Source organism: Anabaena sp. CA = ATCC 33047 (assembly GCF_963870205.1).
GTDB lineage: Bacteria > Cyanobacteriota > Cyanobacteriia > Cyanobacteriales > Nostocaceae > Trichormus.
In genome coordinates, this window is sequence record NZ_CAWMSA010000077.1 from 905 (window position 1) to 14,999 (window position 14,095).

A 14,095-nucleotide genomic window follows, 5' to 3' on the forward strand; every position below is an offset into this window, starting at 1 on the left:
TTGGGATTTTGCATTGGGAGTTTTGAATTTTCTCAAGTGGTTAATGTCCACTACCTGTATGCACGGTTTTCACCCACTTGAGGCGTTTTGGTCTAACTGACATCCGTGCTGTGGTACTGCTCATTACTACTAACCAGTGCAACATATACAAAGTACCGCGCACTGTTTGCAGCAGTAATACAAAAGGTGTGGAAACGTTAAATTTTTGCTCTTGGCGTATCCGCTTCAAACCAGCATACATACCTACAACTGACATAGCTACCGACAAGGTAGTAACCGGGGCTAAAATTGGTAGGCGATGGCGAGCCAGGGATATTAATAAATCTGGGATGGCTGCTGTAGGCAGAATATACATGGTGAGCAAGAACATGAGTAAATCCCAGGTTTTGCGCGTACCCATGCGGTTTTTGAGGATGAGATCCCAATAATCTAGATAGCGTTGATAACCGCCCTCTGCCCAACGGTTGCGTTGATGCCAAAGTGCGATCGCATTGGTAACACCTTCTTCCTGCACGAATGGGTAGAATACACATTCAATATCCCAATTATCTAAATGCAGGCGGAAAGTCATATCTAAGTCATCCGTGATGGTTTCTTCATTCCATCCCCCAAAACTTTCTAAAGCTGCACGGCGAACAAATTGCCCATTACCTCGCAGTTCACCAATGCCACCCAAAGCAGCACGCTGCTGCTGAAACCAAGTGTCGAGAGCCATTTCCGCCATTTGACCCTTTGTCCAAAAGTTTTTTTTGGCGTTGCCGTTCGCGCCAGGTTCTGCTTGCAGAATCGCTTTTCGCACCTGCACCGCCCCCACCTTTTCCCGTTGGAACAAAGGCACTACCTGAAGTAATAAGTCTGATGCTACTTGAGCATCAGCATCAAACACGGCGATAATTTCGCCTTTTGTCAATGGCAAAACTTGATTTAATGCCCCTGATTTACCGCCAGTGGCTTGAGCAGAACGCCTGATTACCTTGAGATTGCCGTACTCCTGGGCTAGTTCCGCTAACACATCGGGGGTTTTGTCGCTACTGTGATCGTCAATAATCCAAACTTCGTATTGCCCGTTAGGATATTCCAGATTACAAAGATTTTTGACTAATTTACCAATTACAGCCTCCTCATTTTTCGCAGCTACCAATATAGAGATCAAGGGCAATTCGCCCTGTATTTCTTTTTGGTAGCGGCGGGGTTTAGCAAACACTATCACCAAAGCATGAATCCCTAGGAGGGTAGTCAGTCCAAGGATAAAGAGAGAACCCCAGGAAGCTAAATGTAAGGCGAGGGTGCTACTCCAGACTATGGTTAAAACTAGAGCAGCTTTACCTCTACGCCCTTGAAACCGGGATGGTAAAGACAAATCCCGTGTTTCTACCACCGACTCCTCAGTTACTGATAGGTCAGACAACAAGGAGTTGAGTGGATCAAGTTCTTTGTAGGAATCGTTGTCGGGCCAGGAATTCGCTGGCATAAGTTACTTGATACAAAAACCAGTATTTGTCTACACCTCAAAAGAAGCTGGGAATCAGGTAACACTAAACTGTGTGAGTCAACTTTATCCCTCTTTAGCTGTACTAGATAGTAATCCGGTAGTAACTACGACTCATAACTTACTAGACAACTAGATGCGTTCCAAAATAGGGAACTGAGATTGGGGCAAAGTAGCAACAGTTTATTGTTGGCAGAAAGTGCAATTACAGCATTTACCCCTTGAGGAGGGAGTATTTGCCGTATTATTGCGCCCAGCTTCAAAAAAGCTAATGCAGCCCTATTGTAACTGAGATTTTAATATTTCTTAGCAGTAACTTTTGATGCTGCTCTTGTTATGGGCGAATTCAGAGGTGTTGAAGGCAGCAGAGGAGAAATCCCATCAATAAATTTAGGACAGGGAACACCGGATGCTAGAGAATCCAAAATTTTGCTTTTGAAGCACTGGGAGAATCAATTGCTACCTTCTGCTTTTAACTGTGTGCATCATAAACTTTTTGGGAATACTTCATGGAGAGACACCTATATCCTCAGTTGTCAACTATGTCTTTTGAAAACATTCAGCCTGTGACTCCACAACAAGCCAGCGTTTATATGCCTTACATTCAAGGTACAAAGCGCAATTTACTGCCCTATGCTATCAGTCTCTATCAAAAAGGCATTTTGGAAGGACATCGTAAAATAGAAGCTGGTGAAAATGTACCCTTTGTCGTTTCTTGGAATGTTGCTACTCTACCTTCCGATTTAACCCGTTGCCGGATGCAGTTTGATGGTAATGCTGATTTAAGTTATGAAGTGATGATGGCAAGTTTTGAATTTATTAATTTTTTGATTGAATTAATGGAAAATTATAAACGTTATAAAATTACTGATTTTTCACAATCTTTCTACCGTAAATTACTCCGTATCGACGAATAATTTAGTTAATTTAATTCTTATGGGTGTCAGGGAAAGTTCTAATTCATCGCCCTTACACCCTTGTTGATCTGATTCAAGTCTCGTCTTGAGGTAATAGAAAATCTCAGACAAAATCATTTTTAAGTAAAACTAACAATCATATCTTAATACACCTAAAAATGATAAACTTTTAGTATAAATATATATTATTTTATCATAATAAAGTTACAGAAAAACAAGGATATTTAGGGAAATTTAATTTGGCGATCGCATCAGACTTCTGTCGGAAGGAACTAAAATTAATAAACACCTGGCTGGGTTTTACATCCTTTTGCAATTAGGAGTGCATGTGTGCCAAAATCTGCTAAATATTTGCTGATTGGCTCAACTGAGGCTTACAGTGGTAAGTCAGCAACAGTTTTGGGTTTGTCTCATCAGCTACAGCAAAAAGGATTAGAAATTGCTTACGGTAAACCCCTAGGCAATTGTTTGAGTACATCTGATGGCTCTGTAGTTGATGAAGATGTCCAGTTTATTACTCATAGTCTGAATCTCTCGGCAAACCGGATTGTGCCGACAATGCTGGCTTTGAATGAAACCAATGTGCAAAGACGCTTAAGTGGTGAAGACTCAACTGATTATCGTCAGTCTTTAATTGAGCAGTATTTACAAATTCCTAGAGGGGATTTAGTGCTGTTAGAAGGGCCTGGCGATCTGGTGGAAGGTCATCTGTTTAATTTATCTTTGCTACAGGTGGCACAAGTGTTAGATGCTGGTGTAGTGTTGGTCAATCGCTATCAATCGCTAATCTCTGTAGAGTCGATATTATCAGCCAAGCAGCGCATAGGCGATCGCTTGATGGGAATTGTGATCAACGACGTTCCCAGCAAGGAGTTAGAAACCGTGGAGAATTTCCTCCGCCCATACTTAGAAAAGCAAGGTATCGCAGTCCTAGGAATGCTACCCGAAAATGATTTACTTCGTAGTGTCAGTGTCGGGGAATTAGTCAAACAGCTAAACGCCGAAGTTCTTTGTCGTAGCGATCGCTTAGATTTAATGGTGGAAAGTCTAGCCATTGGTGCGATGAACGTTAATGCGGCTGTGAAATATTTCCGCAAACGGCGGAATATGGCAGTGGTGACAGGAGGCGATCGCGTGGAAATTCAACAAGCCGCCTTAGAAACTTCTACCCAATGTCTGATTCTCACCGGACAATTGCCGCCACAGCAGTTTATTCTCAGTCGTGCGGAAGAGTTAGAAATCCCCATTTTGTCCGTTGACCTGGATACCCTCACCACTGTAGAAATAGTTGACCGTACCTTTGGGCAAGTGCGGGTACATGAGCCAATCAAAGTTGAGTGTATTCGTCAGTTAATGGCTGAACACTTTGATAGCGATCGCCTCTTATCAAAGTTGGGTTTAACACCCGTCATTAGTCATTAGTCATTAGTCATTAGTTATTAGTCATTAGTCATTCTCCCCTGCGCCCTGCCCCCCTGCCCCCTGCCCATTTTCCATTTTCCGGAAATCTTAATTCAAAAAACTTAGTAGTATGTAACTCAAGTTCGCTTCGGATTTACACGCTCTTTGGTAGAATAGCTTGGTCGTTTAATCTGATTATCTCCGTCTTTGAGTCAGTCAATAGACCTCATCAACCTCGATACGTTAGCGCAAGAATTGGCGACAATCCAGCAAACCGGTTCTAAAAGAATTGCCTTGCTGGGTTCGCGCCATGTGCCAATCACGCATCAAAATCTCATTGAAATGATGACTTATGCCCTAGTTTTAGCGGGTAATCGAGTCATTACATCCGGTGCTACGGGTACTAACTCAGCTGCCATTAAAGGAGCAATGCGGGCTGATCCTAATTTGTTGACAGTAATTCTGCCCCAAAGCTTGGAACGCCAGCCCCTAGAATCACGGCAGCAACTAGAACAGGTTATGCACTTGGTAGAAAATCCTAGTAATGATAACTTGTCTCTGGCTGAAGCTAGTTACTTGTGCAATAAGGAAATTGTTTCCCGTTGTCAGCAGCTGATTTGCTTCGCATTTCATGACAGTCGCACTCTGCTACAAACTTGTAGCGAAGCTGAAGAACAAAGAAAGGTGGTGACACTTTTCTACTTTGATTAGTCCACAGTCAATAGTCAATAGTCCCATAACTCACCGACTATAGACTAATGGCTATAGATTATAGATTCATGATTATTTTTTTGTATGCGATCGCCGCAGCTGCGATATTAATTTACCTGCCATTTTTAGTTGTAGGGTATGCGCGTGCGCGAGTTGGCTATGATGTTTCTGCCCCTCGCGCTATGTTTGATAAATTGCCAGCTTATGCCCAAAGAGCTACTTGGGCGCATCAAAATTCTTTTGAAGCGTTCATGGTATTTGCGGCGGCTGCACTCATGGCTTATGTTACTGGTGTGAATTCTTCTACAGCAGCATGGGCTGCGATCGCCTTTGTTGTAGCTCGGTTGCTATATTCAATGTTTTATATTTTGAATATACCGCTATTGCGATCGCTAATGTTTGGCATTGGCTCTCTTAGCTGTGGTACTCTCATTGTCTTGAGTATCATTCAAGCAAGGGGGCATGGGGTATAAGGCTAATAGCATTGCTGAGGAGACAAGAAAGCAGAGGGAGCGGAGGAGGCGAAAGAGGCTTGCGGAGTAGGGAGCAGGGAGCAAAGAGGAGAGGACTTTCCCTTTTCCCCCTGCAAAGAGTCCCAATTCTTCTTTCCCAATCCCCAATCCCTTCCAGTCCCCAGTCAACAATCGAACATTTCAAGTGCAAGATAAAATATGGCTGCTACTTATTCCTTTGACATTGTGAGTGATTTTGATCGGCAAGAATTGGTAAACGCCGTTGATCAAGTCGTGCGAGAACTCAAGAGTCGTTATGATCTCAAGGATACTCAGACTACAGTTGAGTTGGGTGAACAAAACATTACTATCGGCACTGATAGCGAATTCACCCTAGAGTCTGTACACAATATTTTGCGTGAAAAGGCTGCCAAGCGGAATCTTTCCCAGAAAATCTTTGATTTTGGCAAAGTAGAATCAGCTAGTGGTAATCGTGTCCGCCAAGAAATCCAACTCAAAAAAGGTATTAGCCAAGATATCGCCAAGCAAATTTCCAAACTGATTCGTGACGAATTCAAAAAAGTGCAAGCCTCAATTCAAGGTGATGCTGTGCGAGTGTCTGCTAAAGCTAAAGACGATTTGCAAACTGTAATCCAACGTTTAAAACAAGAAGATTATCCTGTAGCGTTGCAATTCACCAATTATCGATAACATCACAAGACACGGAGAATAATTCCTCCGTGTTTTTTTGAATCCTGAAAAATCAACTAAGAGCGTCCAGTCATCGCTTTTTGATATGCTGGTCTTGCAGTCATGCGTTGAATATACTTTTCAACGGCTGGGTAAGCACTTAAATCTAGCTTTAGCATCAAAGGAATATAAGCCAACATAGATCCGACAGCCACATCAGCAACGCTGAATTCATCTCCTAGTAAAAAAGGTTGCTTTTCAAAAATTTCATTCAGAGGAGTTAGCAATCGAGGAGTTTCTCGTTCTCGATTGGCTTCGATAAAAATACCAGTCCCCAGAGTTGAATTTGCGAATAGTACCCATTGATAAATGATGGCACGTTCCTCTGGTGAGCGGGTGGCTTGGTCATACTTATCAGCCAAATACAACAAAATCGCCCCTGATTCCCATAGCTGGAAATCCCCGTCTACAATGGTTGGAACTTTACCAATAGGGTTAATTTTTAAGTATTCTGGCTGGCGATGCTCCCCGGCTTGCATATCTAACAACACAAACTCATAGGGAACTGTCAACTCTTCTAAATACCACTGAACTATCGTTGCTCGACTACGAGAGCCGCCATACAGTTTCAACATGATGTTCTGAAATTAAAGGACTTTGTGAGTGTGAGAATGCTGTTTCACATTATCTTCTTTTGTGACCAGTCTTGAGGCATTTAGTAGCCGCTTGCGCTCTAGGGAGTATTGAAAACCAGTGTAGGTTGTTCCTTGAGGAATTAGTGCTTGTGCGCTTTCCCGACGCTTGTAGGTGCGCGCCGCCGCAAACACCCGTTGTACAAATTCATCAGCAAATTGAGCCGATTCAGGAAACCCGACTGGTAAATTTGGCTGCTGATGGTTTACGACTGCGCTGACTGTGGTGGCAACAGCTAACTTATATGAGGTAGGAATACCTTTTAACAGAGCTTCTAAAGCAGCCGAGGGAATCGGTTCAATAATTTCAACTTGATGAACTTCTCCAGCGTCTTTGATGAAGCAGGTGGCTAAACCGATAACAACATAATCATCAGCCGCTACATCAGGAGTGTTTTGGGAAGTAATTGTGGTTGTCATACAAAATATTGGGGAATGGGGTATGGGGCATGGGGGTTATAGCATTGTGCATGGGATTTTTCTCCCCCTGCTCTCTTCACTTTGGCATTTTACCAACTGGTCACTGTGACTACTGGAATCTTCTTAGAGATTAATATTTAATGTTTCAGGAATTTAACCTAAGAATGACGTATCTATTACTAGATTGGAGCATTAATTGTCTGTATTAGGTCAGTTTTCCGCTTTTTGTAGTTGCTCAAATCTAGCTGGATGCTTGTCTGCCAGTAATTCTTAACACAAATTAAGTGACACAAAAGCAAAACTACTATGACAGCAAAAACTTTGATTCTCTTGTCAAGAGCAAGTAACTCAGGTGATAACGCATGAACAGATACTCATTTCTAGCTTCTAGCGGTCAGCAAAATAACTGTCACCAATTTGTATCAAATAGTACAGTTTCGCCAAAAGAACAGGGATTTAACGGTGACAGTTCTTTACGCGCTTGTGCTTTGCAGTTAGCTCAACAAGGAAAGTACACGGAAGCGATCGCGCTGTTAACTGAGTTGATTCACCGCTATCCAGATAATGCAGTAGATTACAACAACCGGGGCTTAATTTATTTTCAAAGTGGTGCCATGCAAAAAGCTTTGCACGACTACAACACAGCCCTGAAATTAAATCCTAATTTAGCTAGTGCTTACAATAATCGTGCCAATTATTACGCAGCCTGTGGAGAATTAACAGCCGCCCTAGCTGACTATGACCTCGCCATTGATTTTAATCCAGGCCATGTGCGAGCCTGGATTAACCGAGGCATTACTTTACGCGACTTGGAACAATACGAACAGGCGATTGAGAATTTTGATAATGCCTTGCTTTTTGGTCAGCTAAAAGGGCATATTTGGGCTGAACGGGGTAGAACCTATCATCTTTGGGGTGATTGGAATGGTGCGATCGCTGACTATCGTCGTGCTTTAACTAAACTTCCTGCCCTGAATAATCAAAAAGATGTTCCTGGCTATCGCTTGCGTTTACAAATAGAAAATTGGTTAAATGAATTATTGCCATCTCATCTTAACTGGTAGATTTTGGCATCAGCTTGATTAGCAACTGCCGGCGAAAATAAAGCTATGATTCATATTTAGTTTTGACGTTTGACTTTCGCGTAGTATTACTAGCTGCTGAGGACTATGCAAAATTCAAAATCAAAAATTAAATATAATTTTTAATTTCCGTTCTGTGAATGATTAGCCCTAACAAATTAGCTGTTAGTGACTGGCATCCAAGTCCATTTTTTATACGCCACTATACTTGTCAGCAATTTTTATAATTCCCATCCCCAAATTAATATTTTTATTAGGGTGCGGTGTCTGAAAGATCAATTTCCTGGCCATACTGATCTGTTAACACCACCGGACGCTGATTAGCTTCAAATTTGAATACTTGTTCTTGCATCACGCTTTTAGTTTGACGGGGATCAAAATTACGGCTAAATTCTGCCTGTAAACTACTGACGCGTCTTTCCATTTTCTTGACTTCTGTCAGGAGTTCTACTAACTTTGCTTGCTGTGAGAAATGATGAGGTAAAAGTTGTAATAAAGCAGATATGGCTGCTGCGGAAATGGCAAAATTGACCGTTATTTTGGCTGTTACTTCTACAGCCATTACTTTATAAGAGCGTTGGCGAAGATGACGTTTTGGCCGGGGAGCAGCCGGTTTTTTCTGTATTGGTGGTTGTTGGGGGAGTCTAGAAGGTTGAAAAGCGTTCATGATGATCAAAAAAGAGAAATTTTCTGATTGAATAGCCAAGCCATTAACAGCCTGCTAGCAATGATTGCGGCTAATATTAGCCGACATATTACTTCATTTTTTCCAAATTGCTACACGTATATTACTTGTAAAAAAACACTCAACATACGTAGGTAACTGGTTGGCACAGCATAAAGCTATTCAGCCATCAGTTTATGGTAAATGCACCTTGTCTGCCAGGATTATTATCGTTTTAGGTGTTAATGTCAATTCCGAATTATAGTCTCACTTGTGAAGCACAAGTTACTGTATGATGTTATTTTTGCCGTTTTTTGGTATTTATCCAGTTGTGGCAGTTATTTCTGTCTAAAATATCAAATCAATAGAGATGTTGTAAATATTAAGACGCTAATTTATGCTGATTCTTTATAACTATATGGACAAATATAAGCTAATGGCTGACTTTAGCAATGCTAATTCATCAGTATCATTGGTGTTTTTATTGAAATAGATTTATAAAATATTACAAATTACACTTACAACCTCACTGGACAGACAAACCACTGCTAGAAACAACAATCAGGATGAGCCTGATTGTTGCCGCAGGTGGTAGAGCCTTGATTAAATGAGGCTCCAACACCTGCTGAAAAAATGGCGTTATTTATAAAGTTCGGTTGCTAAACGCCAAGCCAGAATGCCTGGAATGAGGGCGACAGCCAGAGCGATGTAAACTTGGGTATCAGAGATAGGCATGATGATAAACCTCCAAAGTTCTCAATAAATTTTGAACACTTCGATTACTACTTTTCCTTGTTTTGCCAAAAATGTGGAATATCTTGTTACAAGATGCAACAAAAGCCGGAATCAAATCGGTACTATGAGTTATTTTTCATTAAAAAAAGTTATAAAACTATGACTTGTTATCTAGGAATCGACTTTGGTACGTCTGGCGCGAGGGGAATAGTGATTGACGCACAAGAGCAGATCCAGACACAAGTGCGATATCCTTGGGAAGCTGGGGCAATTTCTGAGCCAGCAGCATGGCAAAGGGCTTTATTGACGCTGCTGGGGGCAATTCCTGAAGCTGTGCGGCGAGAAATCAAGGCGATCGCTATCAACGGCACTTCCTCTACAGTGTTATTATGCGATGCGGCTGGCAACCCTGTATATCAGCCTTTACTCTACAACGACGGGCGGGGTTCTGTGGTGTTGGAGGAGTTGCGGAAGATAGCACCGCCAAATCATACCGTTTTAAGTGCAACCTCTAGCTTGGCTAAATTGCTGTGGATGATGCAATTACCTGCTGTGAGTGCAGCGAGATATTTTTTACATCAAGCTGACTGGCTGGCGTTTCTGCTGCATGGTAAGTTAGGGATTTCTGACTATCACAATGCTTTAAAGCTGGGTTATGACGTAGAACAGTTAAAATACCCAGAATGGTTAGAAAATCTGCAACTACCGATTCAGCTACCCGAAGTTTTGTCACCGGGAACTGCAATTGGGGAATTACGTGATGAAATTGCGCGCCAGTTTTCTCTACCTGCTGATTGTTTAGTTTGTGCTGGCACTACTGATAGTATTGCGGCTTTTCTCGCCAGTGGTGCAACATCACCAGGCGAAGCTGTGACTTCTCTCGGTTCAACCTTAGTTTTAAAACTTTTGAGTCGTACTCGTGTAGAAGATGCGCGATATGGAATTTATAGCCATCGCCTGGGGGATTTGTGGCTGACTGGTGGTGCGTCTAATACTGGGGGTGCGGTGTTAAGGGAATTTTTTACTGATGCAGAGTTAGAAAACTTCAGTCGTGAGATTGATAGTGAGCAAGCTAGTGAGTTAGATTATTATCCCTTATTGAAGGCAGGCGATCGCTTCCCCATCAATGATCCGAATTTACCCCCAAGACTCACACCACGCCCTGATAATCCCGTCGAATTTCTGCATGGTTTGTTAGAAAGTATCGCCCGTATAGAAGCACAGGGATATGAATTATTGCAAAAATTAGGCGCAGATAGGTTAAATCAAGTATATACAGCCGGTGGAGGCGCAAAAAATCCCACTTGGAATGCAATTCGTCAACGACGTTTAAAAGTACCTGTAGTTTCCTCTGTGAATATTGAAGCAGCTTATGGAACAGCACTTCTGGCGAAATCGAAATTCTGAGATAAAACCATGTATTAGCCACAAATCAGTATGATTTGTTCAACAATATTTTTTAATTCCGTATGTCTCCCAGTGACAATTGATAGCTCACAGCAGATACTGGATTCATAAGATACCAGATTATAGGGTTCCAGGTTCATCTGGGCAGCTATTTGGGGGGTAGGTGCTTCGCCGTTGGCGAATGTCATCTATCCCCTTAATTAATCTGACCCAACAAGATTAAATTACCTGTTTGTCTGTTAAACTCTGCAAAGCCAACAAACCAGCACCATAAGCAGGTTCATGCTGGGGAAACATCACCTGTACCTGGGGAAAAAACTTGATCATAGATGCGGTAAATCTCTGATGTATTTGGCATTTAGCCCGCCACACACTGCCTGTTGTCACAATTTCAAAAACTGCATCAGGAGGGAAAATCGCCTCAGCTACTGTAGATGTAGCTGTTACCAATTCTTTCACAGCATGATCAATGATATTATTAGCGACTTCATCACCTGATGCGGCTGCTAAATCTACAATTGGTGCTAAACCAGCTATTTGTTTAACTCCCCAACCTCGCCGATAAATAACCGCAATTAAATCCTCTATACTTGCTAACCCAAGATGCTGTTTAAAATCATCTATCAGTCTTGTGTGTTTTTCCCTGCCATCGTAAGCTTTTAATGCTGCTTGCATCCCCGCCACAGCAATTTGATAACCGCTACCTTCATCACCTAAAATATAACCCCAACCGCCAACTCGCTTGGTTTCTCCTTGAGAATTTCGACCGAAAAAGATGGAACCAGTACCTAGTGCTGCTACAATTCCCACAGGATGACCAACTCCGCCCATTAAGGCAATAAAAGCATCATTACAAATGATAATATTTGATGGGTGTAAATCCCATTTTATCGGTAGATATTGGCTATTTATTAACTTTTGTAAGATATTTTTCATTATATCAATATCTTCTGCACGACCTACACCTGCTAATCCCAAACATACTGCTGTAATCTTGATATTATTTGTTAACTTCAATGCTTCCTTAGCTGCGGCATCAATTGCAGTCTCAAGAGATTTTAAGGCTGCTGCTTGTCCTATACTTTGATAATTAGATGCACCTGCTTGACCACGGCCTAACACTTGATGTATATCATCCATCAAAACACATACGGTTTTACTACCACCGCCGTCTATTCCTAAAACATAACTCATGGTTTTTCGTGGTATTTATTGTGTTTGTAGTAAGCAATTTAGGCTTAGATAACTCAGGACTACTAACTTGCACCTGTTACTTGATGATGATTTTTGTAGGGTGGGCATTGCTTGCAACTTGCTGAAAGCCTTAGTTTTATGTCATTGGATGTGCAGGGAGCGATGCTTATTGAGAAAGGTGCAAGATATGACAAGACTAAAGTCCTGACTACGAACTAGAAGTAATCAGAGTTGGCTTTTGAGTATCTGCTTTGAAAGGTATGAAAAATAGCGTAATCATACCAGGGATGGTTAGGAGACAAACTAAGATAAAAAATAAGGGATATCCCAAGGAATTTTGCAGATAACCGCTAACTATTCCGGGTAACATCATACCTAAAGCCATGATGCCTGTAGATATGGCAAAATGAGAGGTTTTATATTCTCCTTGGGAGATATACATTAAATATACGCTAAAACTTGTAAACCCAAAACCATATCCAAATTGTTCTAGAGAAACTAGGGGATACACCAATGTTAATGAAGGTTTAGTGTAAGCCATGTAAACATAAAATAGATTGGGTAGGTTCATGGCTAATGCCATAGGAAATAAACATTTTTTTAAGCCATATTTAGCTATTACCAACCCGCCAAGAATGCCGCCAAAAATTAGGGATATTACGCCAAATGTTCCATAAACTAAGCCAACATCTGATGTAGATAGTCCTAGTCCACCTAATTCTGGTTTATCTAATAAGAATAATGAGGCAATTTTTACTAGCATTGCCTCACCCAATCTATAGAGAAAAATAAATGCCAAGATGTTGAAAATTTTTGCTTGTTGAAAATAGGAAATAATAATTTCCCCAAATGGAATAGCAGTTGTTTTGGTGTGCCGTGGTTTGTCAGACTCCGGTAAGGGTAAAGCTAGGCGATGACAGATACATATTATTCCGAGGATAATGGCAGAAAAACCAAGTGCTAAACTCCAACTTAGGGGAATATTATTTAGCTTTTTTTCGAGTAATCCAGCGAAAACTACTAAAAAACCAGAACCAAAAATAACAGCCATTCTATAAAATAATGACCGAATACCGGCAAAGAATGCTTGTTGTTCTGGTGTTAAAGCTAAAAGATAAAATCCATCTGTAGCTATATCATAAGTTGCGGAAATAAATGCTCCTAATGTTAAAGCGGCTAGGGATATAAAAAAGAAATTGGGTAGTTGTAAGCAAACGGCTACTATACCCAAACAACAGCACATAGCCAATTGGGTATATAATATCCATTTTCTTTTTGTTGAGTAAATATCTACAATTGGCCCCCAAAACATTTTGATCACCCAAGGTAGATAGAGAAAGCTAGTCCATAAGGCAATTTGTGTATTACTAATGCCTAGTTTTTTGTAAAAAATTACAGAAACCGTATTGATGATGATGTAAGGTATGCCAGAAGCAAAATATAAGGTAGGGATAAAAATCCAGGGAGAGATAGCTTTAGTTTGTTTTTGCATGAATTTTAATTAAACAGCCTGATTATGGTTTCTGGCTAGCTTGGCAATCTTTTCTGTGATAGAAAGACATTTGAAGATTATAAACGCCAATGGCAGAAACAAACCATGCCAAAAATCTGATGATAATTCTGATGATTGATGATGGTAAGTAATAATGCGGTGGTGATTTCTGGAATAGCGATCGCTTTAACTATCTACTTAGGGAAAACCTTAGCCTATAAATCATCTATCTGACGGTAAATCGTAATTTTAACGATAAATTGCGTAAACTTGTAGAGCTAACTGCCAGGAATTACCACGGGAGATAAATTCTAGTTGATTAATACTTATCTCTTCTGGTAGAAGGAAAACTAGATGGTAATTAATAAATTACTGGTAAGTGTTTTGCTAACTTAAATTATGAACATTATTGCTTGGATAATTCTGGGTATTATTGCCGGAGCTATCGCCAAAGCTATTTACCCTGGTCGTCAGGGTGGTGGTATCATATCAGCCATGATTTTAGGTGTAATTGGTGCTTTGATTGGTGGTACTTTGGTAGCTCTTTTACAAACAGGAAGGCTACAACTAACGGCCGCAACTCTGAGTATTCCTGGCTTAATTGTGGCAATCATTGGTGCAATAATTGCTATTTTCATCTGGGGCTTGGTAACTGGTAGTACCAGTGCTTAATAGGGTATAAAAACTATCATGGCTTATAGTGAATTTATTCCCGGCTAACCTTTACTTTTTACAACAAAATATCAAAA

Annotated in this window: 15 protein-coding genes; 8 read left to right on the forward strand and 7 right to left on the reverse strand. The window is 41.0% G+C overall.

Annotated elements, in window-relative coordinates:
• Nucleotides 1-40: 40 nt before the first annotated feature.
• Nucleotides 41-1,471, reverse strand: coding sequence for a glycosyltransferase (locus tag AACS98_RS21815; RefSeq protein ID WP_066384010.1), 1,431 nt, complete (start codon nt 1,469-1,471; stop codon nt 41-43).
• Between the two features lie 560 nt (nt 1,472-2,031).
• On the opposite strand from AACS98_RS21815, the gene ebsA reads away from it, so the two are divergent.
• The 5 genes from ebsA to AACS98_RS21840 all read left to right on the forward strand — a co-directional run bounded on the left by ebsA (nt 2,032) and on the right by AACS98_RS21840 (nt 5,681).
• Nucleotides 2,032-2,406 carry a type IV pilus biogenesis protein EbsA gene (gene ebsA / locus AACS98_RS21820; RefSeq protein ID WP_066384016.1) on the forward strand — a complete coding sequence of 125 codons (375 nt, stop codon included), beginning with the start codon at nt 2,032-2,034 and terminating at the stop codon, nt 2,404-2,406.
• Between the two features lie 330 nt (nt 2,407-2,736).
• On the forward strand, nt 2,737-3,828 hold the full coding sequence (locus tag AACS98_RS21825; RefSeq protein WP_066384020.1) for a phosphotransacetylase family protein: 1,092 nt from the start codon (nt 2,737-2,739) through the stop codon (nt 3,826-3,828).
• Nucleotides 3,829-4,014: 186 nt separating this feature from the next.
• Nucleotides 4,015-4,518 (forward strand): DNA recombination-mediator protein A, encoded by a 504-nt coding sequence (locus AACS98_RS21830; protein ID WP_066384023.1) that lies wholly within the window; start codon nt 4,015-4,017, stop codon nt 4,516-4,518.
• 68 nt (nt 4,519-4,586) lie between these two features.
• Complete coding sequence (locus AACS98_RS21835) at nt 4,587-4,991, forward strand: MAPEG family protein (protein ID WP_066384027.1); 405 nt, start codon at nt 4,587-4,589, stop codon at nt 4,989-4,991.
• 198 nt (nt 4,992-5,189) lie between these two features.
• Nucleotides 5,190-5,681: a YajQ family cyclic di-GMP-binding protein gene (locus AACS98_RS21840; RefSeq protein WP_066384030.1), complete on the forward strand. Its 492-nt coding sequence runs from the start codon at nt 5,190-5,192 to the stop codon at nt 5,679-5,681.
• 56 nt (nt 5,682-5,737) lie between these two features.
• On the opposite strand, the gene AACS98_RS21845 is transcribed toward AACS98_RS21840, so the two are convergent.
• Nucleotides 5,738-6,295: a glutathione S-transferase family protein gene (locus AACS98_RS21845; protein WP_066384034.1), complete on the reverse strand. Its 558-nt coding sequence runs from the start codon at nt 6,293-6,295 to the stop codon at nt 5,738-5,740.
• 12 nt (nt 6,296-6,307) lie between these two features.
• A complete protein-coding gene (locus AACS98_RS21850) occupies nt 6,308-6,772 on the reverse strand; it encodes a hypothetical protein (protein ID WP_066384040.1) in 465 nt (154 codons plus the stop codon).
• A gap of 362 nt (nt 6,773-7,134) precedes the next feature.
• Here AACS98_RS21850 and AACS98_RS21855 point away from each other — a divergent pair, with 362 nt between their 5' ends.
• Nucleotides 7,135-7,836, forward strand: a complete 702-nt coding sequence (locus AACS98_RS21855; RefSeq protein WP_066384041.1) for a tetratricopeptide repeat protein — start codon at nt 7,135-7,137, stop codon at nt 7,834-7,836.
• Between the two features lie 271 nt (nt 7,837-8,107).
• Here AACS98_RS21855 and AACS98_RS21860 read toward each other — a convergent pair whose 3' ends face one another.
• The gene (locus tag AACS98_RS21860; protein WP_066384114.1) at nt 8,108-8,521 is read right to left on the reverse strand and encodes a slr1601 family putative cell division protein; all 414 of its coding nucleotides are present in this window, start codon (nt 8,519-8,521) and stop codon (nt 8,108-8,110) included.
• 636 nt (nt 8,522-9,157) lie between these two features.
• Nucleotides 9,158-9,253 (reverse strand): photosystem I reaction center subunit XII, encoded by a 96-nt coding sequence (gene psaM, locus AACS98_RS21865; protein WP_006196319.1) that lies wholly within the window; start codon nt 9,251-9,253, stop codon nt 9,158-9,160.
• Between the two features lie 159 nt (nt 9,254-9,412).
• Here psaM and AACS98_RS21870 point away from each other — a divergent pair, with 159 nt between their 5' ends.
• Nucleotides 9,413-10,660 (forward strand): FGGY-family carbohydrate kinase, encoded by a 1,248-nt coding sequence (locus AACS98_RS21870; RefSeq protein ID WP_066384116.1) that lies wholly within the window; start codon nt 9,413-9,415, stop codon nt 10,658-10,660.
• Between the two features lie 219 nt (nt 10,661-10,879).
• On the opposite strand, the gene AACS98_RS21875 is transcribed toward AACS98_RS21870, so the two are convergent.
• Nucleotides 10,880-11,854, reverse strand: a complete 975-nt coding sequence (locus AACS98_RS21875) for an N-acetylglucosamine kinase (protein ID WP_066384042.1) — start codon at nt 11,852-11,854, stop codon at nt 10,880-10,882.
• Between the two features lie 208 nt (nt 11,855-12,062).
• Entirely contained in the window at nt 12,063-13,346 is a 1,284-nt protein-coding gene (locus AACS98_RS21880) for an MFS transporter (RefSeq protein WP_084386953.1), read from the reverse strand.
• A 399-nt stretch (nt 13,347-13,745) separates the two neighbouring features.
• Between AACS98_RS21880 and AACS98_RS21885 the strand changes: the two genes are divergently transcribed.
• The gene (locus AACS98_RS21885; RefSeq protein WP_066384043.1) at nt 13,746-14,018 is read left to right on the forward strand and encodes a GlsB/YeaQ/YmgE family stress response membrane protein; all 273 of its coding nucleotides are present in this window, start codon (nt 13,746-13,748) and stop codon (nt 14,016-14,018) included.
• Nucleotides 14,019-14,095: the final 77 nt, after the last annotated feature.

Bases quoted from the DNA above. Each gene is read 5' to 3' on its own strand.
- ebsA (WP_066384016.1), top strand. From the start codon at position 2,032: ATGTCTTTTGAAAACATTCAGCCTGTGACTCCACAACAAGCCAGCGTT.
- AACS98_RS21845 (WP_066384034.1), bottom strand. From the start codon at position 6,295: ATGTTGAAACTGTATGGCGGCTCTCGTAGTCGAGCAACGATAGTTCAG.
- AACS98_RS21855 (WP_066384041.1), top strand. From the start codon at position 7,135: ATGAACAGATACTCATTTCTAGCTTCTAGCGGTCAGCAAAATAACTGT.
- AACS98_RS21860 (WP_066384114.1), bottom strand. From the start codon at position 8,521: ATGAACGCTTTTCAACCTTCTAGACTCCCCCAACAACCACCAATACAG.
- AACS98_RS21875 (WP_066384042.1), bottom strand. From the start codon at position 11,854: ATGAGTTATGTTTTAGGAATAGACGGCGGTGGTAGTAAAACCGTATGT.
- AACS98_RS21815 (WP_066384010.1), bottom strand. From the start codon at position 1,471: ATGCCAGCGAATTCCTGGCCCGACAACGATTCCTACAAAGAACTTGAT.
- AACS98_RS21880 (WP_084386953.1), bottom strand. From the start codon at position 13,346: ATGCAAAAACAAACTAAAGCTATCTCTCCCTGGATTTTTATCCCTACC.
- AACS98_RS21850 (WP_066384040.1), bottom strand. From the start codon at position 6,772: ATGACAACCACAATTACTTCCCAAAACACTCCTGATGTAGCGGCTGAT.
- AACS98_RS21885 (WP_066384043.1), top strand. From the start codon at position 13,746: ATGAACATTATTGCTTGGATAATTCTGGGTATTATTGCCGGAGCTATC.
- AACS98_RS21835 (WP_066384027.1), top strand. From the start codon at position 4,587: ATGATTATTTTTTTGTATGCGATCGCCGCAGCTGCGATATTAATTTAC.
- AACS98_RS21840 (WP_066384030.1), top strand. From the start codon at position 5,190: ATGGCTGCTACTTATTCCTTTGACATTGTGAGTGATTTTGATCGGCAA.
- AACS98_RS21870 (WP_066384116.1), top strand. From the start codon at position 9,413: ATGACTTGTTATCTAGGAATCGACTTTGGTACGTCTGGCGCGAGGGGA.
- psaM (WP_006196319.1), bottom strand. From the start codon at position 9,253: ATGCCTATCTCTGATACCCAAGTTTACATCGCTCTGGCTGTCGCCCTC.